The sequence below is a fragment of the Planktothrix sp. FACHB-1365 genome (genome assembly GCF_014697575.1).
In the GTDB taxonomy this organism is placed as follows: domain Bacteria; phylum Cyanobacteriota; class Cyanobacteriia; order Cyanobacteriales; family Microcoleaceae; genus Planktothrix.
On the sequence record NZ_JACJSC010000016.1, the window covers coordinates 49,191 to 75,444 of the forward strand.

The window sequence follows — 26,254 nt, forward strand, 5'->3', positions numbered from 1 at the left end:
ACAATTATGGAATATAGCGAATTATTAGAACTAGCCGAGAAGGAACAAAAAGCTCAAAAGCCGATCCGGGTTCACTGTTGTACCTCAACGGGTTGCGTGGCGGCGAACTCCTTGGGGGTGAAAACGGAAATGGAACAGGCCGTTAAAACGGCTGGACTTGAAGAGCAAGTGCAAGTGGTCGGTGTGGGTTGTATGGGCTTCTGTGGACGGGGGCCAATGGTGGAAGTCGAACCCGTCGGACTGCAATATGAAAAAGTCACCCCGGAAGAAGCGCCTTCTATTATTGAAGCCATTAATGGGGGAGAAGCCAAACCCGTCCAAGGCGATCGCCATCATCCGTTTTTCAGTCGTCAACTGTTAATTGTTCGGGAAAATAGCGGTAAAATTGACCCGGAAAAAATTGGCGAATATGTTGCCGTGGGCGGGTATCAAGCGTTATATCATGCCCTTTATGAAATGAGTCCGGCCGATGTCGTTGCCGAAATTACTAAATCAGGTTTACGGGGCAGAGGCGGCGCAGGATATCCAACCGGGTTGAAATGGGCCACCGTTGCCAAAATGCCTCCGAGTCAGAAATACGTGATCTGTAACGCCGATGAAGGCGATCCCGGTGCGTTTATGGATCGGAGTGTGCTAGAAAGTGATCCCCACCGCATCTTAGAAGGGATGGCGATCGCAGGTTATGCCGTCGGTGCAACCCAAGGGTATATTTATGTGCGGGCTGAATATCCCCTCGCCATTAGCCGTCTCCTAAAAGCCATCCAACAAGCCAAACGTCAAGGCTTTATAGGCAGTCAAATCTTTGGATCAGCCATTGATTTCCGCATTGATATCCGGGTGGGGGCGGGAGCCTTTGTTTGTGGGGAAGAAACGGCCCTGATTGCTTCCATTGATGGCGGACGTGGCACACCTCGCCCCCGTCCCCCCTATCCTGCCGTTTCTGGCTTATGGGGTTGTCCCACCTTAATTAATAACGTCGAAACCTTTGCCAATATTGCCCCCATTCTCAAAAAAGGCGCCAATTGGTTTGCTAGTATTGGTACAGAAAAGAGTAAAGGGACTAAAATTTTCTCCCTTACCGGAAAAATTCGTAATACCGGACTCATTGAAGTACCAATGGGCATTAGCCTACGGGAAATTGTCGAAGAGATGGGCGGCGGTATTGCAGGGGGCGGCAAAGTTAAAGCCGTGCAAACCGGAGGGCCATCGGGCGGTTGTATTCCCGTCGATTATTTAGATACTTCCGTTGATTACGAATCATTGGCCCAATTAGGATCGATGATGGGATCAGGAGGCATGGTGGTGATGGACGAAGACACCAGCATGGTGCAAGTTGCCCAATTTTATATGGAATTCTGTCGAGGGGAAACCTGCGGAAAATGCGTTCCCTGCCGCACAGGAACGGTACAACTGTATCAAATGTTAACAAAAATTCTCAATCAACAAGCGACTTCCGCAGATATTGAGAAAATGAAACAGTTGTCGGAAATGGTGAAAGCCACCAGTTTATGCGGACTTGGACAAACCGCACCGAACCCAGTTTTGAGTACCTTACGCTATTTTCCAGAGGAATATACGACTTTATTGAAATCGGAAGAAAACGAACAAGTTCCGGTGTCTTAAATTGACATAACGGAAATCGTTTTGCTCTGAGATTGGCGTTAGTTTCGATGAGTGATTAATCTGATGATTCGAGTGATTTATCGTTGGAAAGTTCAACCTGAAAAGCAAACAGAATTTATTCAAGCTTGGACACAAGCGACTGAAACCATTCGACATCAGGTTTTAGGTTCAAAAGGTAGTTTATTACTGCGTTCTGCCCAACATTCATCGGAATTTATTGCGATCGCACGATGGGAAACTTTAGAACACTGGCAACAATTTTGGCAAGGTGATCCACCCGATCCCCAAGCTTTTCAAATCATGCAAACGGTTAGTCAGTTATTATCCCATCAAGTCTGCGAGGAGATAGAAGATTTAACGCTTCTATAGGATTGTAATTCACCCATTACAACACACACTTTAAACGAGGGTAAGTTCATTATGTTTTGCGAACAATGCGAACAAACAGCGAGTGGAAATGGGTGTCATCAATGGGGAGCTTGTGGTAAAAGTCCTGAAGTTAATGCAGTCCAAGATTTATTAATGTATTGCTTACGGAGTATTGCCCCCATTGCCTTAAAAGCCTATGAGTTAGGAATTCCAAATCGGGAACTGGATCGTTTTACCTGTGAATCGATCTTTTCTACGATGACGAATGTTAACTTCAATACGAAGCGATTTTCTGACGCTGCCAAAGAAGCATTACACTTTCGAGAAACTTTAAAACAAGCCGTTGAAAACCAAAATCAAACCCCCATTCAATGGCCAGAAATTTGTTCTTATCAGCCAAATTTTGAAGAAAGTTTAGCCGAACAAGGACAACAGTTTGCTTTAGATTTAATTCAAAAAGCCAGTGGGAATATTGACATTTATTCCCTGCAATTAACGACCATTTACGGGTTAAAAGGATTAGCCTCTTACACCTTCCACGCCTACGAATTAGGGCAAGAAGATGAAAAGATTTATCAGTTCATCTATGAAGCCTTAGCTGCTTTAGATCAGCAAGATTTAGACTTAAATGCTTGGGTCGGTTTAGCGTTAAAAGTCGGAGAACTGAACCTGCGGGCGATGGAATTATTAGATGCCGGACATACCGGACATTATGGACATCCAACCCCAACAACGGTTCCCTTAAATCATCGTCAAGGTAAGGCTATTTTAGTCTCTGGACATGATATTAAACAGTTGGAAGCGTTGTTACAACAAACCGCAGATACAGGGATTACGGTTTATACTCATGGCGAACTTTTACCTGCCCACGGATATCCGGTTTTAAAAGAAAAATATCCCCATTTGTACGGACATTTTGGGACAGCTTGGCAGAATCAAACTAAAGATTTCGCTAAGTTTCCAGGGTCTATTGTGGTGACAACCAATTGTTTAATGCCACCCCATGAAACCTATGATGAAAAGTTGTTTACCATTGGGCCTGTAGGGTATCCAGGGTTAAACTATTTACCATCAGATGAAAATGGTATTCCTGACTTTTCTCCCGTGATTCAAAAAGCCCTAGAACTCCCCGGATTTTCTGATAATGAAACGCCCCGTGAAGTCAAAACTGGATTTGCTCACAATGCCGTTTTAAATGTAGCAGATCATGTCATTGATGCCGTTAAAACTGGAAAAATTCGTCACTTCTTTTTAGTCGGAGGTTGTGATGGAGCAAAACCGGGACGGAGTTACTATACAGAATTTGTGGAAAAAGTGCCGCAAGATTGTGTTGTCCTGACCTTAGCTTGTGGAAAATTCCGCTTTTTTGATCAACAATTAGGGGAAATTGGGAGCATTCCTCGGTTGATGGATGTGGGACAATGTAACGATGCTTATTCTGCCATCCAAATTGCGTTAGGGTTAGCTCAAGCTTTTGATATTGGGGTCAATGAATTACCCCTATCAATGATTTTGTCATGGTATGAACAAAAAGCCGTTGCGGTGTTATTAACGCTGCTTTATTTAGGCATTCAAGACATCCGTTTAGGCCCCACCTTACCCGCCTTTATTTCTCCCAATGTCTTCAAATTACTGTCAGAAACCTATCATCTTAAACCGATTTCAACTCCCGATGAAGATTTGGCAGCTTGTTTAGCTTAAAGTTGACCTTATCAGTGTCAACAATTGCTGAAAAATACCGATTATAGCCGAGATCAGATCCCCCTAAATCCCCCTTAAAAAGGGGGACTTTGAAATCCAGTTTCCCCTTAAAAAGGAAAACTTTGAAATCCAGTTTCCCCTTAAAAAGGAAAACTTTGAAATCCAGTCCCACCTTAATAGGGAGAAGTTTGAAATCCAGTCCCACCTTAATAGGGAGAAGTTTGAAATCCAGTTCCCCCCTTAATAGGGAGAAGTTTGAAATCCAGTTCCCCCCTTAATAGGGAGAAGTTTGAAATCCAGTTCCCCCCTTACTAAGGGGGGTTAGGGGGGATCACCACCAACCCTTAACTTGACACAAATAAAACTCCAAAAAATCTATGAAAATTATTAGAAAAAATGCTATAATGAAACTCGATACCTCTTAAAATTAAAGGATTAAATTTCATATTTAAACCTTATAGGAGATCAAAAAATATGTCTGTAAAAACCCTAACCATTGATGGAATTGATGTTGCTGTAGAACAAGGAACATCAATTCTGAAAGCGGCTGAAGAAGCAGGAGTGAGAATTCCGAAACTTTGTCATTTAGAAGGCGTTTCTGATGTCGGTGCTTGTCGGTTATGCTTAGTTGAAATTAAAGGCATTAATCGTTTATTACCTGCTTGTGTAACAGAAGTTTCCGAAGGGATGGAAGTCTCGACAACTAGCCCCCAACTGCAAGAATATCGGCGCATGACCGTAGAACTATTATTTGCAGAAGGAAATCATGTTTGTGCGGTTTGTGTTGCCAATGGAAACTGCGAATTACAGGATGTTGCCATTGAAGTAGGGATGGATCATAGCCGTTTCCCCTATCGTTTTCCTGAACGAGAAGTAGACATCACTCATCCTAAATTTGGCATCGATCATAACCGTTGTATTCTGTGTACTCGGTGTGTCAGAGTTTGCGCTGAAATTGAAGGAGCCCACGTCTGGGATGTCGGCTATCGGGGAGCCGCAGCCAAAGTTATTACTGGGTTAAATCAACCTTGGGGTGAAGTGGATGCTTGTACATCCTGTGGCAAATGTGTTGATGCTTGTCCAACGGGTTCTATCTTTAGAAAAGGCACAACAACCGCCGAAATGCAACGCGATCGCGAAAAACTTGAATTCTTAGCAGATGCAAGAGGAAAACATCAATGGACAAGATAAGATTTGCTACGGTTTGGTTAGCGGGATGTTCCGGTTGCCATATGTCGTTTTTAGACTTAGATGAATGGCTGTTTGATCTCGCGGAAAAAGTCGATGTTGTGTTTAGTCCCGTCGGTTGCGACTTAAAAGATTATCCCGAAAATGTTGATGTTTGTTTAGTGGAAGGAGCCGTTGCTAACGAAGAAAACTTAGAGTTATTACATCAAGTCAGAAAACGCACAAAACTTTTAATTTCCTTTGGAGATTGTGCTGTTACTGCCAACGTTCCGGCGATGAGAAATATGTTAGGCAGCACGGAACCTGTGTTAAAACGCTGTTATTTAGAACTCAGTGATAAAGGCAATCTACTGCCTAAAGAACCGGGAATTGTACCCGAACTGTTAGACCGCGTTCGCCCTGTTCATGAATTAGTTAATGTTGACATCTTTTTACCCGGATGTCCTCCCTCTGCGGATAGAATTAAAGCCGCCATTGCTCCTCTTTTAGAAGGACAAAAACCCGCAATGGTTGGGCGAGAAATGATCAAATTCGGTTAACCTGTTCTTGCAGAAGGGCGGGAGAACCCCGCCCCTACCATACAAATTCCAGAGGTTAAAAATATGTCTAAAACAGTTATTATTGATCCCGTTACTCGGATTGAAGGACACGCTAAAATATCCGTTTATTTAGATGATGCGGGAGAAGTCGAAAACGCTCGATTTCATGTTGTAGAATTTCGAGGGTTTGAGAAATTCTGCGAAGGTAGACCGATGTTTGAAATGGCCGGAATTACCGCCAGAATTTGCGGAATTTGCCCCGTGAGTCACCTCTTAGCTTCAGCAAAAACAGGCGATAAAATCCTGGCGGTGCAGGTACCTCCTGCTGGGGAAAAACTGCGGCGGATGATGAATTTAGCCCAGTTAACTCAATCTCACGCCTTAAGTTTTTTCCACCTCAGTAGCCCCGATTTTCTATTAGGTTGGGATAGTGATCCTGCTAAACGAAATGTCTTTGGTTTAATGGCGGCTGACCCCGATTTAGCACGGGCGGGAATTCGCTTGCGTCAGTTCGGACAAACGGTAATTGAAATATTAGGCGCGAAAAAAATTCATGCGGCTTGGGCGGTTCCTGGTGGGGTGCGTTCTCCCCTGTCTGAAGACGGGCGAAACTGGATTATAGAACGCTTACCGGAAGCCCGACAAACCACCGAATTAGCGATTAGTTTGTTTAAGCGGTTGTTGGATAGTGAATTAGCCCAAGAAGTTGATGTTTTTGGGAAATTTCCTTCATTATTTATGGGGTTAGTTGCCCCGGATGGCACTTGGGAACATTATGGCGGACATCTGAGATTTATTGATAGTAATGGCGAAATTGTAGCCGATGGTTTAAGCGAAGATGACTATCAAGACTTCTTAGGAGAAGCCGTTGAAAATTGGTCTTATCTGAAGTTTCCCTATTACAAACCTCTGGGATATCCTGATGGGATTTATCGCGTTGGGCCCTTAGCAAGATTGAACGTTTGTGACTGTATTGGAACCGAAGATGCAGACCGAGAATTAATTGAATTTCGTCATCGCGCAGGGGGACGAGTTGCCACTTCTTCCTTCTTCTATCATTATGCCCGTTTAGTGGAAATTATGGCTTGTATTGAAGCCATTGAACAGTTAGTTGATGACCCGGATATTGTGTCAAAACGGGTGCGTTCAGAAGCGGGAATTAACTGTTTAGAAGGAGTGGGAGTCAGTGAAGCACCACGCGGTACTTTATTCCATCATTATCAAGTGGATGAAAACGGCTTAATTAAGAAAGTTAACTTAATTATTGCCACCGGACAAAACAATTTAGCCATGAATAAAACCGTGACTCAAATTGCCCAACATTATATTCATGGAAATGAAATTCCTGAAGGAATGTTAAACCGAGTAGAAGCCGGAATTCGTGCTTATGACCCGTGTTTAAGTTGTTCCACCCACGCCGTCGGACAAATGCCATTACACATTCAATTAATTCAAAAGGATGGAACAATAATTCAAGAAAAATATCGCCATTAATCACCCGTAGGGGCGAGGTTTTCTCGCCCTTCCAAAACCTTCTCCTCTACTTTCTTTATTAAGAGAGAAAAATGTCAAAAGAAAACTTATATTTATGTATGGGTTCCGCTTGTCACCAAATGGGAGTCTATGAAGTCTTACCCAAATTGCAAGCTTTAATGAGTGAATATAATATTGATCAAAAAATTGAATTAAAAGGTTCATTTTGCTTAGAAACTTGTAGTTCAGGAATTGTAATGAAGTTTCGAGATTTGCATTTTATTAATATTAGTCCTCAAAATATAGAAGATAAATTTTTACAAGAAATCCTTCCCGCTATTAAAAACAATAATTAACTATGTTAGAAAAAACACAAAACCACCTTTGGCAGCTTTTATGGGAATATGATCCGAACGGTTTAATTGCTGTAGATTCAGATTTAATTATTAAACTGGTTAATCCAGCATTTTGTCAAATCTTTAACGTCGAAAAAGAAAAAATTATCGGAAAATTAGCAACGGAAATTTTAGGAAATATTGATCATTTTCAAGAAGCTTGGGAGACTAATACCGTAATTCGAGGACGAGAAACTTCCTATTCCCAATATGATTTATATATTCGAGAGTTTATTTTTCCGATTAAAGAAGAAAATATTATTGGCTGTATTATGACCGATATTACCGCCGAGATGGAACGTAAAAAAGAAACCGATAGAATTAAAGCAGAAACCGTTAAAAAAGTGAATGAAGTGGTAGATAATCAAATGAAAGTCGCTCAAGAAATAGCAGGGTTATTAGGAGAAACAACGGCAGAAACTAAAGTTAGTTTACTTAAAATTATTGAAATGGTGAATCAGTAAACCATCACAAACTTAATATAATATGAATCAAGATAACTTTTTTGATATTTGTAATCTGAGCCTAAATAAAAAAGGCGAAGAGCTTTGTGGTGATCAAGTTAAATTTACTAAAACCGAAACAAAAAGCACCATTGTTTTATCCGATGGGTTAGGAAGTGGGGTAAAAGCTAGTATTTTAGCAACGTTAACCACTGAAATTTTAATCACGATGTTAAATGCGGATGTTCCCTTAGAAGAAGTGATTAAAACTGTTATAGGAACGTTACCCATTTGTCAGGTGAGAAAAATTGCCTATGCTACTTTTACCATTATTTCAATTAATCATTTAACCAATGAATTTAAAGTCATCAATTTTGATAACCCTCCAGTTCTTTATTTTAAAAAAGGTCGCATTGTTAAATTAGAAACCAAAATTGATAAAATATTAGAAAAAAAAATACAATCTTCCGAAGGAAAATTAGAACGAGGGGATTTTATTGGAGCCATTAGTGATGGTATTCTGTATGCGGGGTTAGGAGATACGATGAATTTTGGCTGGGGTTGGGATAATATTGCTAAATATATGGAGCGAATTTTTATTAGTCAAGCGACAAATTCACGGTCAATTATTGAACAAGTAATGGCAGAAACTCGTTCTTTATATCGAGATAAAATTGGCGATGATGCAACCTTTGTGGGGGTTTATGTTAGAAAACCTAACCCCGTGATGATTTTTACTGGCCCCCCTTTAGATATTACTCAAGATGAAGTTTATGCAGAACGGTTATTAAGTTTTCCGGGTCGTAAAGTTATTTGTGGAGGAACAACAGGCAATTTAGTCGCAAATTATATGGGAGAAACCATTGAAATGGATATTCCCACCATGCGAAAAGATTTACCTCCCATTGGCATATTAAAAGAAGTTGATTTAGTCACGGAAGGAATTTTAACCATTTCTAAAGCAACGGAAATGATTAGAAAATCTAAAGGGGATATTTCTCGATTATCTTCCGATAAAAATGGAGCCGTTTTATTAGCAAGGGAAATCTTAGAAGGAGATTCAATTTATTTTTTAGTCGGTCAACAAATTAATGAATTTTATCAAAACCCTTTATTACCTAAAAACATTTCAATTCGTCGTAATTTAATCGAAGATTTAGTCCAGTTACTTCGTAGCCAACAGAAAGAAGTTATGGTAGAATATTGTTAATAAAACCCAAAATAAATTATGATATTAATTATAGGATATGGCAACCCGATTCGCGGTGATGATGGCATCGGTCAAGCGGTAATTGCAGAAGTTGAACAGTGGAATTTAGCCAATGTGCGATCGCAATCTCTCCATCAACTCACTCCAGAAATTGCCGCAGAAATGGCAGAAGTTGAAACTGTTATTTTTGTCGATGCTGGTTTAGAGGGAGATAGTGTTAATATTACCTCCTTGGAACCTTTACCCTCAGATTTATTTAATTGGGGTCATTCTTTAAACCCGCGATCGCTTTTATCCTTAACTCAATTTCTCTATCAAAAAAGTCCTCAAGCTTGGTTAATTGCCGTCCCTGGAGAGAATTTTGAACTCAGCGAAACCCTTTCCCCAAAAGCATTAAATGGCATTCAAGAAGCCTTAAAAATCATTAAAAATCTCATCAAAAAAACCTAAAATTAATTATAATCAACCGTAGTGAGTCCTTCAGGACTCAATCTCACCCCTGAAGGGGTGACTACAAAAAGTAGTGAGTCCTTCAGGACTCAATCTCACCCCTGAAGGGGTGACTACAAAAAGTAGTGAGTCCTTCAGGACTCAATCTCACCCCTGAAGGGGTGACTACAAATTATGCACGAAGTCAGTATTATGGAACAAACCCTAGAGATAGCCTTAAATCATGCTAAACAACAACAGGCAACTCAAATCCATCGGATTAAAATGAAAGTAGGGACATTATCAGGGGTGATTCCAGAAGCGTTAGAATTTGCCTTTGATGTTGTTACCAAAGGAACAATAGCAGAAACCGCTCATTTTGAAATTGAATCTATTCCCGTACGCTGTTATTGTCATCATTGTAACGTCGAATTTCAACCCGATGACTTTATTGATGAATGTCCCCATTGTCATCAATATAGCCTTGATATTCGTCAAGGAAAAGAATTAGAATTAACATCTTTAGAGGTTTCTTAATATGTGTACAAATTGCGGTTGTGCTGTCACCCCAGGAACGATTGAAATCCATAATCATGATCATGAACATCCCCACACCCATGATCATAATCATGAACATTTTGATCATGAACATTCCCATCAAACCTTAACCGTTCATGAAGCTATTTTATCAAAAAATGAACGATTAGCAGAACGAAACCGAGGCTTTTTTTGGGGAAAAGGACTGTTTGTTTTAAACGTTTTATCCTCTCCCGGTTCCGGGAAAACCGCCTTTATTGAACGGACTTTAACCGATATTAATTCTCAACTTCCAGGGGCGGTTATTGTGGGAGATTTAGCCACCGATAATGATGCTCAACGCTTAAGACGTTCAGGGGCACAAGTGGTTCAAATTACCACCGGAACAGTTTGTCATTTAGAAGCGGATATGATTGCTAAAGCCATTTCTCAAATTAACTTAGATCAGGTAAAATTATTAATTATTGAAAATGTCGGCAATTTAGTTTGTCCCGCCGCCTACGATTTAGGGGAAAACAAACGAATTGCGTTACTGTCTGTCACCGAAGGAGAAGACAAACCCTTAAAATATCCCACCTTATTTAAAACGGCTGATGTGGTGATTATTAATAAAATGGATATTGCGGAAGCCGTCGGTTTTGACCGAGAATTAGCCTTAACTAATATTAAAAAAATGGTTCCCCAAGCACAAATTTTTGAAGTGTCTGCAAAAACAGGTCAAGGGATGAATCAATGGTATCAATTTTTAGAAGAACAGATTCAAGAAACCAGCCCTTTACTAACCGTAGAATAAAACCCATTTGTATTAACCGATGAATACCCTACCTGCTATTTTCTTATCTCACGGAGCACCGGATTTAACCATTCGAGAGGGGGAAGTCACCCACTTTCTGCGCTCTCTTGATCAACAATTTTCTAAGCCAAACGCCATTCTAGTTATCTCTGCCCACTGGCTTACCGATTTACCTAGGGTCAGTACAGCCCAAAATCCCAGGACAATCTATGACTTTTCTGGGTTTCCCGAACAGCTTTATCACCTAAACTATCCCGCCCCCGGTGCACCTGAACTTGCTTCTCGTATCGTTAGCTTGCTCACCCAGGCGGATATTCCCTGCGAGACTCATCCAGAACGAGGATTAGATCATGGAGCTTGGACACCCTTGCTTTTAGCCTATCCAGCCGCGGACATCCCCGTTACCCAGCTATCCATTCAATACTACCGTGATCCCCTCTATCATTGTAAATTGGGACAGGCACTAGAACCTTTACGACAGGAGGGAGTGCTGATTATCGGGAGTGGTGGCATTACCCACAATCTTAATGCTTTTGATCAAAATTATAATGCACCGCCTCCCTATTGGGTGGAACAGTTTGATCAATGGGTAGCAAAAACCATCGAGGATGGGCACTGGGACGCTCTAATTCGGTATCGGCAACTGGCACCTTATGCTCCTGAAAACCACCCGACAGAGGAACATTTTCTGCCTTTGTTTGTGGCGTTAGGTGCTGGCGGAGTAAAGGCGAAGGGAATACAACTACATCGTAGCTACACCTATGGTGCTTTCAGTATGGCAGCTTACGCCTTTAGTTAGAAGACAGTAACGCAACAGAAGGAGTATTAATTTTGTCTGTATTGTTCTCAAAAAAGTGGGTTGGATTTACTTAATTTTAGCCGGATTATTTGAATTAGGATTTTCTAGTTTTTTGAAACTTTCAGAAGGACTCACAAAACCCTATGCAATTGTTACTTTTATTGGGTTTGGGGTGTTAAGAAGTTTATTAGTCCTTGCTTTAATGGGTTTAAAAGCAACTTCCTCCCAATTAAACTAATATTTTTTTACTCTTCTTCTTCATTAACATAAATTTTACCATTCGGCATTGTAGCCCCTTTTAACTGAGTATCTCGTAAATTTGCTCCTTCTAAATCGGCTCCTTTTAAGTTTGCACCCCGTAAATTTGCCCCTTTTAAATAAGCATTTTTCAAGTTAGCTTTACTTAAATTTGCACCTCGTAAATCGGCTCCTTCTAAATTTGCTTCTTGTAAATTAGCTCGTTCTAAATAGGCTCCTAATAAATTAGCTCGTTCTAATTTAGCACCTTTTAAATTCGCTTTTTTTAATTCCGCATCTTCTAAACTTGCTCCTTCTAATACTGCATCAATTAATTGAGCATTATTTAAGTTCGCTTGATTCAGTTTAGCATAACCTAATTTCGCTTTCTCTAAATTAGCATTTTCTAAATTAACCTTTTCTAATTGAGCTAACCATAACACCGCTTCAGATAAATTAGCATCTTGTAAATTAGCTTGATTTAAAATCCCATTCCCTAAATTCGCTTGAGTTAAATTCGCCTCCGTTAAAACTGCATTTTGCAAGTTAGCTTTGTTTAAATTAGCGTCTTCTAAAATAGCACCATTGAGATTCGCATTTTTTAATTGAGCTTGTTTTAAATTGGCTGAAGTTAAATTAGCCATTAAGAAATTAGCAGATTCTAAAATAGCACCTTCTAAATTAGCTTTGCGTAAATCAGCTTGTCTGAATGTAGCATTATTGAGGTTCGCATTTTTTAAATTCGCTTGCCATAAATTAGCTTGTTGAAAATCAGCATTATTCAGTTTTGCTCCCATTAAATTAGCATATCCTAAGTTAGCACTTGCTAATTGACTATCTCGTAAATCTGCACCCGCTAAGGTTGCACCGCGTAAATCAGCGAACTCTAAATTAGCATCATTCAAATCGGCATTTTCTAAATTTGCTTTCCATAAATACGCTTCTCTCAAAGAGGCTTTTTTTAAATTAGCTCGACTCAAATTACATTCAGGACATTTCTTTGTTGCTAATAGAGTTTCTTGGGGATTTTTGGGTTGTTTTTTTGCCGATGATGGGGTTAAATTAGACGTTTCTGTTTTCAAACGTTGACTTAATCGGCTATTTTCGACCCAAACCCAAATGGCTATGACTGTACTTAAAACCGCCACAACTGTCAACATAATATTAGCAACGGCTTTCCTCGGTTTAGGAGTTGAAGATTCTGATTCTGTTCCTAAATCCGATGATTTTAAACCAGGTAAGGCGTTTTTCGAGTCAAAGCGTTCTTTGGAGTTGGGTTCTAGCATTTGTTCTAATGATTCTAACCTTTCGGGTTTGCTCACTGATAATCCTGTTTTACCTTTCATACCACGATTTTCTACCGATGAGGAGGGGGGTCTATGTACAAACTCAGATAAATTTTGAGTGCTTCTCCTAAACTATAGTATTTTTGCGATCGCTTAACAATATCGCTATAATAAAATTGTTCTAAGTCTGATCTATGTCACAACCTTCTTCTGATCTCAATTCTCAACACTATCGCTTGCAACTCAAGATTCAAGGAACAGTGCAAGGCGTTGGCTTTCGTCCGTTTATTTATCGCCTCGCAACTCAGTTAAACTTAACGGGATGGGTAAATAATTCCGTTCAAGGGGTTTGTATTGAAGTGGAAGGTTTACGGGAGAATTTAGAACAGTTTCAACGCCGTCTTCAACAGGAAAAACCGCCTCAGTCTGAAATTTTAAGTTTAGACTCAATTTGGTTACCAACAGTAGGTTATTCTCAATTTGAAATTCACGTTTCTGACTCTACAACCCACACTCAAAAGTCAGCAATTGTATTACCCGATTTATCAACTTGTTCTGACTGTTTACAAGAAATTTTTGATCCTGAAAATCGCCGTTATCAATACGCCTTTACTAACTGTACCAATTGTGGGCCGCGTTATTCGATTATTCAAGGATTACCTTATGATCGAAATCACACCACAATGTCAACATTTACCCTGTGTTGTGATTGTCAAAATGAATATAATAACCCTTTAAATCGTCGGTTTCATGCTCAACCCAATGCTTGTCCGGTTTGTGGGCCACAATTAGAATTATGGGATAAAATAGGAAATAAAATTGCTAGTTTTCAGGACGCTTTAAAACAATCGGCGGATATCATTCGTTCAGGTCAAATTTTAGCATTAAAAGGGTTAGGTGGATTTCTGTTAATCGTCGATGCTAGAAATGCAACGGCTGTACAGAATTTACGCACTCGTAAACGTCGCCCAGCTAAACCCTTGGCGGTGATGTATCCTAATTTAGAACAAGTTAAACAGGATTGTTTGGTTTCTGAATTAGAAGAACAATTATTATGTTCTCCCGCATCTCCAATTGTTTTGTTACGTCGAATTTCTCCATTAGCAGGGGTAATTTCCCCAGGAAATCCCTATTTAGGGGTGATGTTACCCTACACACCCTTACATCATTTATTATTAGCAGAATTAAATTTTCCGATTGTGGCAACCAGTGGCAATTTTGCCAGTGAACCGATTTGTATTGACGAAGCGGAAGCGGTCATTCGTTTAAATCAAATCGCCGATTTTTTCTTAGTTCATAACCGCCCCATTGTTAGACCCATTGATGATTCTGTGGTCAGAGTGATTGCAGGTGAAGAAATGGTGTTGCGTCGCGCCAGAGGTTACGCGCCTTTACCTGTTCCTATCCCAGAAGAGTCTATAGGCGCAGATAGATCCCCATTTTATCAAACTAACTTTAGTTTAGCACAGCTTTCTGATTTGTCAATAGAAAACCCAAAAAAAATTTTAGCGGTGGGAGGACATTTAAAAAATACAATTGCTATAGCATTTAATCAAAAAGCCTTCTTAAGTCAACATATTGGAGATTTAGAAAACCCCCAAGCTTTAGACGCATTTCAAGAAGTGATGAATAGTCTCAGTAATATTTATGATTTTCAACCGAATATCATTGTTTGTGATGCTCATCCTGATTATTATTCAACGCAATTTGCAGAAGCTTTATCCCAACAAAATCACCCCATTCCTTTGATTCGTGTCCAACATCATCTCGCTCATATTTTTTCCGTTATTGCTGAACATCATTTACAACTTCCCTTATTAGGAATAGCTTGGGATGGAACCGGATATGGACTGGATGGAACTATTTGGGGAGGAGAATTTTTTCAGATCACAGAAACCCAAATTCAACGCATGGCTTCTTTTCGTCCTTTTCCCCTTCCCGGTGGAGATAAAGCCGTTTATGAACCGCGAAGAATTGCGTTAGGATTATTATATGAATTATTTGGAAATTCTGTATTTAATCACGAGATAACTTTAGAGTCAATGAAATCTTTCACCACTCAAGAGTTAAAAATTATTCAAACCATGCTTAACCGTAAATTAAATACACCTTTAACATCGAGTGTAGGCAGACTCTTTGATGGGGTGGCTGGTTTATTAGGAATTGCTGAAATAGTAAGTTTTGAAGGACAAGCGGCAATGGCGTTAGAATTTGCCATTGATAATTTAGAAACCGATGAATATTATCCCTTTGAATGGTGTGATCTTCCCCAAGCTTTAGAAAAGGGAGAAAATCTAAATTATTTTAATTGGGAAGCTACAATTAAAGCCATATTACAGGATAAAATTAACCAAAAACCGATTAATTTAATTTCAGCTAAATTTCATAATACTTTAGTTGAGGCGGTTTTAGAAATAGCGAGAAAATTAGGCGAAAAAACAATAACCTTAAGTGGAGGATGTTTTCAGAATCAATATTTAATTGAACGCATGATTAAACGCCTTTGTCAAGAACAATTTCAGGTGTATTGGTCACAAAAAATTCCTCCAAATGATGGAGGATTAGCACTAGGACAAGCTGCCTTTTTAATTAATCATCAACAATCTGTGCCCAATCTGGGAAGGAAGGCGGAAAAAAGTTAATTTCATAATTGGAATCTTCCCATTCTTGCACCCAAAGGGGAATTTTCCCCGGTTCAGGTGTTCGCGCAAATTGTCGTTCTTTAACTTCAATGATCCGAAAAATTTGCTTGAGGGTATCCCCTTTATCTAAAGACTCACACAGCAAATCATCCAGTTCAGGATCAACCCGTTTGACTCGACTTTTTCCGTCTTCAACCCATAACAATTTCAAAGATTCTAAATTGCGAGGGCTTAATTTACTTTTGAAATAGACACGCTTGAGGGTAGCAACGGGATCTAAACTACGTTCAACTCGACGAATTTGTTGTAAGCGAAGATAATGCCATTCTGCCAATCTTAATCGTTCTTCTGGACTAATTACCCCTTTGCTGGTGGCGTGTTTCAAACCATATTTAGCTTGAGAACACCCCAAATTTGCTAACAGGTGGATTAATTCTCGCTCTTTCGGTGTCGCCTGTCGTCGAACAATCGTATTTGTTGATGCTCGTTGCCTTTTGGTTTCCGTTTGCATTTGTCCACCGACCGTTACTAGAAATACAGTTTCAACTCAACTCATGCAATCCTTGATGATGTCTAATCTGTAAGCCCCATTCTCCGTGACTCATGGGCTACAAACATCCTCAGACTCACGGATGTGGTTGTAGACAAACGGTATGGACTTGAGGACATTCAAGCTTAATCTGGTTAGGGTGTCAAGTCGAACGGAAACACCGAAATAACTAACACCGCTTTATTGACTCCAGAAAGTCTTAATTAACACGCCTAATGATCAATCTACAAGCAGCTTAACCCAAAACTTTAAGCTATGCCTAAATTTGTCATAAATTTAAGTAACTTTCAGAAAAAGTGGGTGATTGCAAAAGACCTCTTGAAATCGTTAAAATCTGCCTGCCATAATCAACATAGACTCGCACACCTTGATCGATCATTTAACTCAGACGTGACTTGTCCGTAGTGTCCATGTTTGTCCAACTAACCCATCAGGGGTTCACAGGAAAGCCATCAGGAAGTTGATCGATCTAGGTATCTTGCCATCAGGTGCATCTTTATTTTCCTCAATAGACTCTTACTATGTCTAATCATAGCCTACCGGGTCAACATCCTTTTCATCTTAGTTTACGCTTTGTGACAATTTTTGTCTGAAGTTAATATCTAGGATCGAAAAATAATTGATCCGGATTTTCCCTAACAAGTCTTCCCTAAATCACAATTAACCTCCTTTTTGATCTTTTTCAACTATTCACTCAGTCTTCAAAATTTCAATCCCCTTTGGTTTAAGTTAATATTATTTATCAATATTATTATTAATATTATTTAAAATCTTTTAATCCCCACACCGGGCTATAATACCAGGCACGTTTTAGGATGACTTATGCGCCTACAGGCTTTGGATGTATTTCGGGGAATTGCGATCGCCAGTATGATATTGGTCAATAACCCCGGTAGTTGGGATTTTGTCTATCCCCTGCTCAATCATGCAGAATGGAATGGTTGTACCCCCACAGACTTAGTATTTCCTTTCTTTCTATTTATTGTTGGGGTAGCAATGGCTTTTTCCCTCTTGAAGTATACAAAAGAGTATCGTTCTCCAGAAACGACCGTTCCTGAATCGATTTATTGGCGAATTGCTAAACGATGTGGCATTTTATTTTTATTAGGATTACTCCTGAATGGATTTCCAACTTATAACCTCGCCCAAATTCGGATTATGGGGGTTTTACAACGGATTAGTGTTGCCTATTTTTTAGCGGCGATCGCTATTTTTAATCTATCAAAAAAAGGATTATGGATATTAAGTGCTGCAATTTTAGTTGGATATTGGATAGCCCTGCAATATATTCCAGTTCCGAGCTATGGCGCTGGAAATCTAACACCGGAGGGAAATTTTGCCGCCTATATTGATCGAATACTATTAGGTCAAAACCATTTATGGAAAGGGGGAGTTTATGATCCTGAAGGATTATTTAGTACCTTTCCGGCTGTTGTTACAGTTCTAGCGGGTTATTTAACCGGAAATTGGATTAGAAAACAACCGATTAGAACCTACACCAGTATCAGTTTAATTGTATTTGCAATTAGTTGTTTTGTTGTAGGATATTTGTGGGCGGAAATTTTTCCCTTAAATAAATCTCTGTGGACAAGTTCTTTTACCACCGTTACCGTCGGATGGTCATTACTGCTGTTAGCATTTTGTTATGAAACCCTAGAAGTTCGAGGCTGGACAAAATGGGGATTTCCGTTTAAAGTTATGGGGTTAAATGCCCTTTTTATCTTTGTCGCTTCTGGTTTTGTCGCTAGACTTCTTAATTTAATTAAAATAGGAAATTCCCCCGAAGCTCCCAGCGCTAAAACTTGGTTGTATGAAACCGTATTTCAATCGATTTTTGGCCCGATGAATGGTTCTCTGGCTTTTGCGATCGCAACCCTTTTATTTTGGTGGGTCATTTCCTATTTCATGTATCGTCAGGGATGGTTTGTGAAAGTTTAAACCCTCGACATCCAACCCAAACGAAAAATCTGGATTTGAGCAGCAAAATCTAGGCCAGAAACCCGGTTTCTACGTCAGTCCTAAAATCGCTACAATGACAATAGAATGACTATGAGCAGCACAGTCCTATGATTCCAACCGTTATTGAACAATCGGGTCGTGGCGAAAGAGCCTTTGATATCTATTCTCGGCTATTACGCGATCGCATTATCTTCCTGGGACAACAGGTGACAGCAGACCTGGCTAACTTAATTGTGGCCCAGATGTTGTTCCTCGATGCCGATGATCCAGAGAAAGATATTTATCTCTACATCAACTCGCCGGGGGGTTCGGTGACGGCTGGTTTAGGCATTTTTGACACCATGAACCACATCCGTCCCGATGTTTGTACGATTTGTATTGGGTTAGCCGCCAGTATGGGTGCGTTCCTGTTGAGTGCGGGGGCCAAAGGTAAACGGATGAGTCTTCCCCATTCTCGAATTATGATTCACCAACCGTTAGGAGGAGCCCAAGGACAGGCGACGGATATTGAAATTCAGGCGAAAGAAATTTTGTATCTGAAAAAACGCCTAAATCAACATTTAGCGGATCACACGGGTCAGCCGTTATCCCGCATTGAAGAAGATACAGAACGGGATTTCTTTATGTCAGCAGAAGAAGCCATGCAATACGGTTTAATTGATCAAGTGATTAACCGTCGTCCTTCTGCATCAAATCCGGTTGTGAGTTAGTTATTCTTGATAACGTGTCGGTTTGAAGACCCCGCTACACCTCCTTTTAGGTTAGCGGAGGGATGAAAAGCCGACCGATAAACCCCCTCCATTGTGTAGGGGAGGTTAATTTGTTGAAGCGCTCATAGCTTTTCTATTGTTTTTTGATCGCATTATGGTTAATCAATTATTCTACGGTGATAATTTAGAAGTTCTGCGGAAACATATTAAGGATGAATCTGTAGATTTATGTTATATTGATCCCCCATTTAATTCTAAACGTAATTATAATCAAATTTATAATAATTTAGGCAAAGAAGATCAAGCCCAAGCTCAAGCCTTTATTGATACTTGGACTTGGGATGATCAGGCTAATCAAGGTTTAAAGGAGATTTTTAGCAATTATCAAGGTCATTTTACCCAACAAAGTATTGATTTAATAGCAGGATTAACAAAAGTTCTGGGTAAGGGTAGCCTTTTGGCTTATTTAGTTAGTATGACTTTGAGAATTGCAGAAATTTATCGAGTTTTAAAACCAACAGGAAGCTTTTATTTACATTGTGATCCTACAGCTAGTCATTATCTAAAATTAATTTTAGATGCAGTTTTTTGTTCTCAAGGTGGGAACTATCAGAATGAAATTACTTGGAAAAGGACGACTAACTCAGGAAGTAGTAAATCTATTTCTAAAAGATTTCCTTCTAATGCTGATATCATCTTATTCTATACGAAATCTGATCAGTATTATTTTGAACATATTAGACAAGAATATTCTGAAAAATATAAATCTCGATTTACAAAAAGAGATAAAAGAGGATATTATTATTTAGATAACTTAAAAACTTATTCTGAGGAAAGATTGGAAAAGCTAAAAGCTGAAGATAGAATTGAATATACTAAAAATGGAACTCCTCGGATTAAAAACTATCTTCATGAGACACAAGGAGTTATTATGGATAATATCTGGACAGATATACAATCAATTAATTCTCAAGCTAAAGAACGTTTGGGTTATCCAACTCAAAAACCAGAAGCATTGTTAGAAAGGATTATTCAATCAAGTAGTCAAGAAGGAGATATTATTTTAGATGCTTATTGTGGTTGTGGGACAACCGTTGCAGTATCACAACGTTTAGAGCGTCAATGGATAGGGATTGATATTACTTATCAAAGTATTAGTTTAATTTTAAAACGGTTAGAAGATGCGTTTGGTCAAGGAATATTAGAACAAATTCAACTCAATGGAATTCCTAAAGATATGAAATCTGCGATCGCATTAGCCAATAAAAAAGACGATCGCACCCGCAAGGAATTTGAAAAATGGGCAGTTTTAACTTATAGTAATAATCGGGCAGTAATTAACCCGAAAAAAGGCGCGGATAAGGGTATTGATGGTATTGCTTATTTTCGAGGGGAACAGGATGAACCGGAAAAAATTATTTTACAAGTCAAATCTGGTAATGTTAAATCAGGAGATATTCGAGATTTACAAGGAACCTTAACCTTAGAAAAAGCCAAAATGGGGATTTTTATTACTTTAAAAGAACCTACAAAAGAGATGATTAAAACAGCTAAATCCGCCGGAATTTATCAAAATAAATATATGAGTCAAAGTTATGATCAAATCTCAATTGTGACAGTTCAAGAGATTATTGAGGAGAAAAAACGGTTATCCATTCCGTTAGGTTATGAAGTCTTAAAATCTGCTGAAAAACAAAAAGAAGTTCAACCAACGCAGTTAAGCTTATTAGATATTGATATCACTTCCTAAACAATACAAACTCAAAAACCCGGTAACTTGTAAGAAACCGGGCTTTTAGATGATCTCAAAATCGATTAATTTTGAATTTGAGAACTCCTTAAATTCTATTGAGCGTTAGGAGCAGGAGCATCAGGAGGAAGAATAACAACCTTAATCACATGAATAACACCATTGCTGGCATTAATATCTGGTTGAACAACTTCAGCACCATTAACTTTAACTTTGCCTTCAGCCACTTCTAAATTAACCGGATCTCCTTCAACTGTAGCGACTTCACCCGGTTGAATTTCAGCCGAAGCGACTTTAGTGGGCAGAATATGATACTGGAGAATTTGAGCCAATTTTTCTTTATTTTCTGGCTTCATTAACTCTTCTAAAGTACCCGCAGGTAAGGCAGCAAACGCTTCATCAGTGGGGGCAAAAACGGTGTAATTGCCTGCACCCGATAGGGTTTCGGTTAACCCAGCCGCTTCAACGGCTTTCGTGAAGGTACTGAAAGAGGGGTTGCTGCTGGCAATTTGGACAACGGTTTCTGACTCGTTGGAAACTAAAGCTGCATCTGTTCCAGTATTTTCGGAAGCAACAGCAGGAGTGGTGGTCGCTGTACTGGCTGTGGTATCAGCACCCGGAGTGGTGGTCGCTGTACTGGCTGTGGTATCAGCACCCGGAGTGGTGGTCGCTGTACTGGCTGTGGTATCAGCACCCGGAGAGGGGGAAGCAGTGGTGGCTGTTGTTGTAGAGGTTGTAGACTCAGGAGTCCCTGCTGCTTGTTCGGTCGCCGGTTGTTCCGGGGTGGTGTTGGTGGCAGTAGGCTGACCGCAGGCTGTAAGGACAGCGACACTGCTGACGGTTGCTAATAAAGTCAGAAATTTTTGGGTTGTTTGAGCCATGCTATTCATAATTTAGGCGTTTTGTTTGTAAACAGGTACACAAACTGCGTATGTAATTCTACGCATAGTAACATATCTTCACAAAATTTCAAGTCCTGTTGCAAAATTCAGTCTCCAAACCACCTCAACACCAGAAAGACCATTAAGATGATGACAACTCTAACATTTATTTTGTTAGAGAAATTGGCGTTGGGTCAACCAATAGGTGAGCATTTGTCCCCGACCCTTAACGTCAATTAAACCCCGTTCTTCAAAGTTGTATTTTCCATTGAGCAGGTTTTTGGTGGTAGCCGTGACTTGGATTTTCCCCCCTTCCCCTTGAGATTCCATGCGGGAAGCAATATTAACGGCATCTCCCCATAAATCATAAATAAATTTTTTCGTGCCAATTACACCCGCAACAACCGGCCCTGTATTAATGCCAATTCTTAAATTAAAAGATTGGTTCGTTTCTCGTTGAAATCGTAGAATTTCTGCCTGCATATCTAAAGCCATTTCTGCCATTGCTTCTGCATGGTCTTCACGAGGCATGGGTAAACCTCCAGCGACCATATAAGAATCTCCAATGGTTTTAATTTTTTCTAAATTGTGTTTGTCGGCTAATTCATCAAACGCCGAGAAAATTTGATTGAGTAAATCGACTAATTCCGACGGAGAAATGCGGGCGGAAAATCCGGTAAAATCGACAATATCAGCAAACATAATCGTAGCTTGTTCAAAGCGTTCAGCAATTGAATGGGGATTTTGTTTGAGTTGTTCTGCAATCGATTGCGGTAGAATATTCAATAATAACCGTTCTGATTTTTCCTGTTCTGCTTTTAAGGCTTCTAAAACCCTACGTCGTTCCGTTGTATTGCGAGCGACCCAAATCACACAGTTATCAGGCATGGGAGAAACAGTTGCAGCAAACCAGACTTCATCTCCCCCAATAAAATCAGAGGAATTGGGTGCATGATGTCCGGGTTCAGTTTCGGCAGAATTTAAACTATATTCAATATTTAAAGTTTGCTTTGTTTGTAATACTCTTTGAATTTGGTCATAAAATAAAGCGGCATGACTCGGAGGAAAAACTTCAAATACACTTTTTCCCAGACGTTCCTCCGTAGGACTATATAAAACTTCCGAATTGGTGCTCACAATCTTTTTATATCGTCCTTCTCCATCAAAAACCGTAATTACATCGGTCATCGCCGCAAATAAGGCTCTTAATTCTGCTTCTGATTCTCGTAAAGCGACTTCAATCCGGGTTCTTTCGGCTATTTCTCGAACTAATTGATGGTTGGCTTCCCGTAAAGCAGCAGTCCGTTCTTCAACACGGATTTCTAACTCTTCCATTGCCTTTTGCAGGGCAACTTCAGCTTGTTTCCGCTCATTAATATCTTCAACGGTTCCTTCATAATAAAGTAAAGTACCCGCTTCATCTCGCACCGCAAACGCATTTTCTGAAATCCAAGTCAACTGTCCATCTAAGCGACGAATTTGGGATTCAAATCCTACAATTGACCCCTGTTCTTCTAAGAGTCGAACAAACTCTTGACGACGTTGGGGTTCAACATACAATAGATCTTGAATATTCGTTAAATTTTCAATTAATTCTTCAGGAGATTGATAGCCATAAATTCGAGCTAAAGCCGGATTTGCACTTAAATATACTCCTGTCGGTGTACTTTGGAAAATGCCCTCAACGGCGTTCTCAAAAATGCTGCGATAGTTGGCTTCTGCTTGTTTTAAAGCTTCTTCTGCTTGTTTGCGTTCAGTAATATCAATTCCTACAAAGAAAGCCGCTTGATTATTATTATATTTATGAGCCACGATTAAATAGTTTCGAGGTTTGCCTTTAATCACAGACATCACTTCCTGATAAGCATCTCTTTCAGCCTGATTAAAAAAGCCTTGAACGAAATCATTAAACTGAAAACTAGCTTTTAAAAATCCAATATCTTGACCAACAAAATCTTCGGGTTTTAAGTCAAAGGTTGAGGCTAAATAACGATTAACACCTAAATAACGTAAATCCGAACTAATCCAAGAAACTGTCCCCGGAATTACATCTAATACCGCTTCTAATTGATCTTGAGTTAATCGTAAGGCTTCTTCTGCATTTTTACGCGCCGTAATATCAATTCCAACCACAAAAGCCGCTTGATTATTATTATATTTTTGAGCTACCATTAAATAATGTCGTACCTGTTCATTAATAGAAACAGATAGTTCTTGAAAGGCATCAATAATCGAACTATCAAATAAATGTTGGACAAATTGAGTAAACTCAGAATTGTCTCCTAAAAACCCAATATGTTGACCGATAAAATGTTCTTTAGGCAAGTTGAACATATCCGCCAACCGTTGATTCACTTCGAGATAACGCAAGTCTGAACTAATCCAAGAAACACTTCCAGGAACTGCTTGTAATACCGTTTGTAATTGATCTTTGGCAGTTCTCAAGGATTCTTCAGCTTGTTTTCGAGCCGTAATATCAATTCCAACCACAAAAGCAGCTTGATTATTATTATATTTTTGAGCAACGATTAAATAATGTCGCCATTTTTTTTGAACTTTCGTTCTAACTTCTCGATAAGCATCAATTTCAGGACTATTAAATAAATCTTGTACAAAGTTTTGGAATTCTGAACTACCGCCTAAAAAACCAATATTTTGACCTACAAAAGCTTCTCTAGGTAGGTTAAACATCTCCGCTAACCGTTGATTAACTTCGATATAAGACAGATCTGAACTAATCCAAGAAACCGTACCGGGAACGGCTTCTAATACCGTTTGCAATTGATCCCTTGCCGTTCTCAAGGATTCTTCAGCTTGTTTTCGAGCCGTAATATCGATTCCGACCACAAAAGCCGCTTGATTATTATTATATTTTTGAGCCACCATTAAATAATGTCGCCATTGACCCTGAATTAGGGTTCTCACTTCTCGATAAGCATCAATTTCAGGACTATCAAATAAATCTTGTACAAAGCCTTGGAATTCGGAACTGGTTCCTAAAAAGCCAATATGTTGACCGATGAAATCCTCTTTGGGGAGATTGAGCATATTAGCTAATCGGTCATTTACTTCAATATAACGGAGATCAGAATTAATCCAAGAAACGTTACCCGGAACTGCATCTAAGACCGTTTGCAGTTGATCTCTAGCTATGCGAAGTGCACTTTCAGCTTGTTGATGTTGCACAATTTCTTGCACTAAATTATCATTGGATTCTTTTAAAGCTGCTGTGCGCTCTGTTACTTTATTTTCTAATTCTTCATTGGCTCTTTGTAACGCTGCTTCAAACTGTTTTCTGATTTCAATTTCCTGTTGAAGTTGAGCTTTTGTAGCTTCTAATTCTATAGATTTTTGCTCTAACTGTTCGGCGCGTTCAATTCCTTGACTCACTTCAGCTAATAATTCAAAAACAATATCAGAGGCATTAAAATTGGCTTCATTAAATCCTAACCAAGGTAAAGGTTTAATCGGTTGTTCACTGGTGTATAAAACCTCAAATTGCTGATTCGGTAAAACTTGACCAATTCGGCAAACTTTAGCAACATGATGATTGGTTTCTAAACGAACCAACCCACCCGGAGCGAGGAAACGCTGTCCGTAAGAGGCAATGCGAATGCGTTCCACATCAAAGGACTCTGCTAATTCAACAGATTGTTTCCATAGATAAAGTTGACTATAAGCCGTTGCCATAGGGTCATTGGTAACCCGATCTTCTCCATAACGGTGTTTAAAGGATTGGACAAATTGATGATTTTCTGGGGTATTGAGACTTTGAAAATAATGAAAACAACTTAAATGACCAATCGCCGCATTGTGAAGTTGTTGAACTTCATCTTCCGATAAAGAAGTTGCTAAAATGGGAAGCTCAGAAGCGCGAATCCCACTTTCATAAAATTGGCGATAAAATACTAAATTGCGATCGCCTCTTAAGGTATTAATAATAATATCCGGTTGCGCCTGCCGAATGCGGGTAATAATCGGTTCAAAATCCCGCGTCGAAGAAGGAACATAAGCTTCTCCTACAACCTGTCCTCCGTGATGTTTCAGGTGAACTTTCATCAATTTATTTAGGGTATGGGAAAACACCTGATCCCAACCCAATAAATAACACCGAATTTTTTGATTTCGCAGTAACCAACTAATCGTAGATTCAACTTGTTGATTGGCACAAAATCCGGTATAGAAAATTTGGGTACAATTTTCCAATCCTTCATAAGGCGCTGGATACCACAATTGAGCATTAAAATTTTCCAGCACTGGTTTAACGCCATGACGGCTGGCTGAAGTCCAACACCCAAATAAGGTGGTCAGATTCTCCTGTTGAATCAGTTTTTTTGCTTTTCGCTCAAACGTGAAACAGTCTGAGGCTCCATCCTCAATCATTGGCTCAATCATGTGTCCTAAAACCCCACCTTGAGCATTAATTTCGGCGATCGCCATTAATTCTGCTTCTAGCAGAGGCCTTTCCCGATAAGCCATTGCTCCACTGAGAGAATGCAGTAACCCGACTCGTACACCTGGCATAGTTGATTAACGGCTGGTAGAACTAAACTTTCAATCTCGGGTAAGATAGCCGCACCCTCAAATTCCATTACCCTGAATACCTCACCTATGGATAGACTGTCCTATCACAACAGTCTAAGCTTCGATGAGCTTAAATCTCTAATCCGATAATTTAATGATCTTAGCAGCAAATTCTGATGACGTTGGTAGTTATAGCGCTACGCGCGATGGGTAGGA

At 39.6% G+C, this 26,254-nt stretch carries 21 protein-coding genes and 1 pseudogene; 18 read left to right on the forward strand and 4 right to left on the reverse strand.

Annotation, left to right across the window (positions count from 1 at the left end; translation table 11 throughout):
* Window positions 1-6 precede the first annotated feature (6 nt).
* From H6G57_RS17345 to H6G57_RS17410, 14 genes are all read left to right on the forward strand, one after another.
* Window positions 7-1,623: a NuoF family protein gene (locus tag H6G57_RS17345; protein WP_190520741.1), complete on the forward strand. Its 1,617-nt coding sequence runs from the start codon at window positions 7-9 to the stop codon at window positions 1,621-1,623.
* A gap of 63 nt (window positions 1,624-1,686) precedes the next feature.
* Window positions 1,687-1,992 (forward strand): antibiotic biosynthesis monooxygenase, encoded by a 306-nt coding sequence (locus tag H6G57_RS17350; protein ID WP_190520742.1) that lies wholly within the window; start codon window positions 1,687-1,689, stop codon window positions 1,990-1,992.
* A gap of 51 nt (window positions 1,993-2,043) precedes the next feature.
* The gene (gene hcp, locus H6G57_RS17355) at window positions 2,044-3,693 is read left to right on the forward strand and encodes a hydroxylamine reductase (RefSeq protein ID WP_190520743.1); all 1,650 of its coding nucleotides are present in this window, start codon (window positions 2,044-2,046) and stop codon (window positions 3,691-3,693) included.
* Between the two features lie 474 nt (window positions 3,694-4,167).
* On the forward strand, window positions 4,168-4,884 hold the full coding sequence (gene hoxU, locus H6G57_RS17360) for a bidirectional hydrogenase complex protein HoxU (RefSeq protein WP_190520744.1): 717 nt from the start codon (window positions 4,168-4,170) through the stop codon (window positions 4,882-4,884).
* Window positions 4,872-5,420, forward strand: a complete 549-nt coding sequence (locus H6G57_RS17365) for an oxidoreductase (RefSeq protein ID WP_190520745.1) — start codon at window positions 4,872-4,874, stop codon at window positions 5,418-5,420. Before hoxU ends, H6G57_RS17365 begins: the two co-directional genes overlap by 13 nt.
* A gap of 63 nt (window positions 5,421-5,483) precedes the next feature.
* Window positions 5,484-6,914 carry a Ni/Fe hydrogenase subunit alpha gene (locus H6G57_RS17370; RefSeq protein ID WP_190520746.1) on the forward strand — a complete coding sequence of 477 codons (1,431 nt, stop codon included), beginning with the start codon at window positions 5,484-5,486 and terminating at the stop codon, window positions 6,912-6,914.
* Between the two features lie 71 nt (window positions 6,915-6,985).
* Window positions 6,986-7,249 carry a (2Fe-2S) ferredoxin domain-containing protein gene (locus H6G57_RS17375; protein ID WP_190520747.1) on the forward strand — a complete coding sequence of 88 codons (264 nt, stop codon included), beginning with the start codon at window positions 6,986-6,988 and terminating at the stop codon, window positions 7,247-7,249.
* A 2-nt stretch (window positions 7,250-7,251) separates the two neighbouring features.
* Window positions 7,252-7,752 carry a PAS domain-containing protein gene (locus tag H6G57_RS17380; RefSeq protein WP_190520749.1) on the forward strand — a complete coding sequence of 167 codons (501 nt, stop codon included), beginning with the start codon at window positions 7,252-7,254 and terminating at the stop codon, window positions 7,750-7,752.
* 22 nt (window positions 7,753-7,774) lie between these two features.
* Window positions 7,775-8,941 (forward strand): SpoIIE family protein phosphatase, encoded by a 1,167-nt coding sequence (locus tag H6G57_RS17385; RefSeq protein WP_190520751.1) that lies wholly within the window; start codon window positions 7,775-7,777, stop codon window positions 8,939-8,941.
* 18 nt (window positions 8,942-8,959) lie between these two features.
* Entirely contained in the window at window positions 8,960-9,391 is a 432-nt protein-coding gene (locus H6G57_RS17390; protein ID WP_190520754.1) for a hydrogenase maturation protease, read from the forward strand.
* Between the two features lie 174 nt (window positions 9,392-9,565).
* Window positions 9,566-9,907, forward strand: a complete 342-nt coding sequence (hypA, locus tag H6G57_RS17395; RefSeq protein WP_190520755.1) for a hydrogenase maturation nickel metallochaperone HypA — start codon at window positions 9,566-9,568, stop codon at window positions 9,905-9,907.
* A 1-nt stretch (window position 9,908) separates the two neighbouring features.
* A complete protein-coding gene (hypB, locus tag H6G57_RS17400; protein WP_190520757.1) occupies window positions 9,909-10,700 on the forward strand; it encodes a hydrogenase nickel incorporation protein HypB in 792 nt (263 codons plus the stop codon).
* A 19-nt stretch (window positions 10,701-10,719) separates the two neighbouring features.
* Window positions 10,720-11,499: a dioxygenase gene (locus tag H6G57_RS17405; RefSeq protein WP_190520759.1), complete on the forward strand. Its 780-nt coding sequence runs from the start codon at window positions 10,720-10,722 to the stop codon at window positions 11,497-11,499.
* A gap of 55 nt (window positions 11,500-11,554) precedes the next feature.
* A complete protein-coding gene (locus H6G57_RS17410; RefSeq protein ID WP_190520761.1) occupies window positions 11,555-11,737 on the forward strand; it encodes an SMR family transporter in 183 nt (60 codons plus the stop codon).
* Window positions 11,738-11,744: 7 nt separating this feature from the next.
* Here the strand turns inward: H6G57_RS17410 and H6G57_RS17415 are convergent, their stop codons facing one another.
* On the reverse strand, window positions 11,745-13,082 hold the full coding sequence (locus H6G57_RS17415; RefSeq protein WP_190520763.1) for a pentapeptide repeat-containing protein: 1,338 nt from the start codon (window positions 13,080-13,082) through the stop codon (window positions 11,745-11,747).
* Between the two features lie 134 nt (window positions 13,083-13,216).
* Between H6G57_RS17415 and hypF the strand changes: the two genes are divergently transcribed.
* Window positions 13,217-15,664 carry a carbamoyltransferase HypF gene (hypF, locus tag H6G57_RS17420; RefSeq protein ID WP_190520765.1) on the forward strand — a complete coding sequence of 816 codons (2,448 nt, stop codon included), beginning with the start codon at window positions 13,217-13,219 and terminating at the stop codon, window positions 15,662-15,664.
* On the opposite strand, the gene H6G57_RS17425 is transcribed toward hypF, so the two are convergent.
* Window positions 15,612-16,175, reverse strand: coding sequence for a hypothetical protein (locus tag H6G57_RS17425; RefSeq protein ID WP_190520767.1), 564 nt, complete (start codon window positions 16,173-16,175; stop codon window positions 15,612-15,614). The two genes, hypF and H6G57_RS17425, sit on opposite strands and share 53 nt — an antisense overlap.
* Window positions 16,176-17,036: 861 nt before the next feature.
* On the opposite strand from H6G57_RS17425, the gene H6G57_RS17430 reads away from it, so the two are divergent.
* From H6G57_RS17430 to H6G57_RS17440, 3 genes and pseudogenes are all read left to right on the forward strand, one after another.
* Window positions 17,037-18,152, forward strand: a complete 1,116-nt coding sequence (locus H6G57_RS17430) for an acyltransferase family protein (RefSeq protein WP_190520770.1) — start codon at window positions 17,037-17,039, stop codon at window positions 18,150-18,152.
* 125 nt (window positions 18,153-18,277) lie between these two features.
* Window positions 18,278-18,883, forward strand: a pseudogene (gene clpP / locus H6G57_RS17435) (ATP-dependent Clp endopeptidase proteolytic subunit ClpP); the annotation flags it as partial.
* A gap of 154 nt (window positions 18,884-19,037) precedes the next feature.
* Window positions 19,038-20,633 (forward strand): DNA methyltransferase, encoded by a 1,596-nt coding sequence (locus tag H6G57_RS17440; RefSeq protein WP_190520772.1) that lies wholly within the window; start codon window positions 19,038-19,040, stop codon window positions 20,631-20,633.
* A 95-nt stretch (window positions 20,634-20,728) separates the two neighbouring features.
* Here the strand turns inward: H6G57_RS17440 and H6G57_RS17445 are convergent, their stop codons facing one another.
* Both H6G57_RS17445 and H6G57_RS17450 read right to left on the reverse strand, forming a co-directional pair.
* Complete coding sequence (locus H6G57_RS17445; protein ID WP_190520774.1) at window positions 20,729-21,514, reverse strand: fasciclin domain-containing protein; 786 nt, start codon at window positions 21,512-21,514, stop codon at window positions 20,729-20,731.
* Window positions 21,515-21,688: 174 nt separating this feature from the next.
* Window positions 21,689-26,038, reverse strand: coding sequence for a transporter substrate-binding protein (locus H6G57_RS17450; protein ID WP_190520776.1), 4,350 nt, complete (start codon window positions 26,036-26,038; stop codon window positions 21,689-21,691).
* Window positions 26,039-26,254: the final 216 nt, after the last annotated feature.

Bases quoted from the DNA above. Each gene is read 5' to 3' on its own strand.
- H6G57_RS17390 (WP_190520754.1), top strand. From the start codon at position 8,960: ATGATATTAATTATAGGATATGGCAACCCGATTCGCGGTGATGATGGC.
- H6G57_RS17380 (WP_190520749.1), top strand. From the start codon at position 7,252: ATGTTAGAAAAAACACAAAACCACCTTTGGCAGCTTTTATGGGAATAT.
- hypB (WP_190520757.1), top strand. From the start codon at position 9,909: ATGTGTACAAATTGCGGTTGTGCTGTCACCCCAGGAACGATTGAAATC.
- hcp (WP_190520743.1), top strand. From the start codon at position 2,044: ATGTTTTGCGAACAATGCGAACAAACAGCGAGTGGAAATGGGTGTCAT.
- H6G57_RS17450 (WP_190520776.1), bottom strand. From the start codon at position 26,038: ATGCCAGGTGTACGAGTCGGGTTACTGCATTCTCTCAGTGGAGCAATG.
- H6G57_RS17405 (WP_190520759.1), top strand. From the start codon at position 10,720: ATGAATACCCTACCTGCTATTTTCTTATCTCACGGAGCACCGGATTTA.
- H6G57_RS17365 (WP_190520745.1), top strand. From the start codon at position 4,872: ATGGACAAGATAAGATTTGCTACGGTTTGGTTAGCGGGATGTTCCGGT.
- H6G57_RS17425 (WP_190520767.1), bottom strand. From the start codon at position 16,175: ATGCAAACGGAAACCAAAAGGCAACGAGCATCAACAAATACGATTGTT.
- H6G57_RS17345 (WP_190520741.1), top strand. From the start codon at position 7: ATGGAATATAGCGAATTATTAGAACTAGCCGAGAAGGAACAAAAAGCT.
- H6G57_RS17415 (WP_190520763.1), bottom strand. From the start codon at position 13,082: ATGAAAGGTAAAACAGGATTATCAGTGAGCAAACCCGAAAGGTTAGAA.
- hoxU (WP_190520744.1), top strand. From the start codon at position 4,168: ATGTCTGTAAAAACCCTAACCATTGATGGAATTGATGTTGCTGTAGAA.
- hypA (WP_190520755.1), top strand. From the start codon at position 9,566: ATGCACGAAGTCAGTATTATGGAACAAACCCTAGAGATAGCCTTAAAT.
- H6G57_RS17350 (WP_190520742.1), top strand. From the start codon at position 1,687: ATGATTCGAGTGATTTATCGTTGGAAAGTTCAACCTGAAAAGCAAACA.
- hypF (WP_190520765.1), top strand. From the start codon at position 13,217: ATGTCACAACCTTCTTCTGATCTCAATTCTCAACACTATCGCTTGCAA.
- H6G57_RS17375 (WP_190520747.1), top strand. From the start codon at position 6,986: ATGTCAAAAGAAAACTTATATTTATGTATGGGTTCCGCTTGTCACCAA.
- H6G57_RS17445 (WP_190520774.1), bottom strand. From the start codon at position 21,514: ATGGCTCAAACAACCCAAAAATTTCTGACTTTATTAGCAACCGTCAGC.
- H6G57_RS17430 (WP_190520770.1), top strand. From the start codon at position 17,037: ATGCGCCTACAGGCTTTGGATGTATTTCGGGGAATTGCGATCGCCAGT.
- H6G57_RS17440 (WP_190520772.1), top strand. From the start codon at position 19,038: ATGGTTAATCAATTATTCTACGGTGATAATTTAGAAGTTCTGCGGAAA.
- H6G57_RS17370 (WP_190520746.1), top strand. From the start codon at position 5,484: ATGTCTAAAACAGTTATTATTGATCCCGTTACTCGGATTGAAGGACAC.
- H6G57_RS17385 (WP_190520751.1), top strand. From the start codon at position 7,775: ATGAATCAAGATAACTTTTTTGATATTTGTAATCTGAGCCTAAATAAA.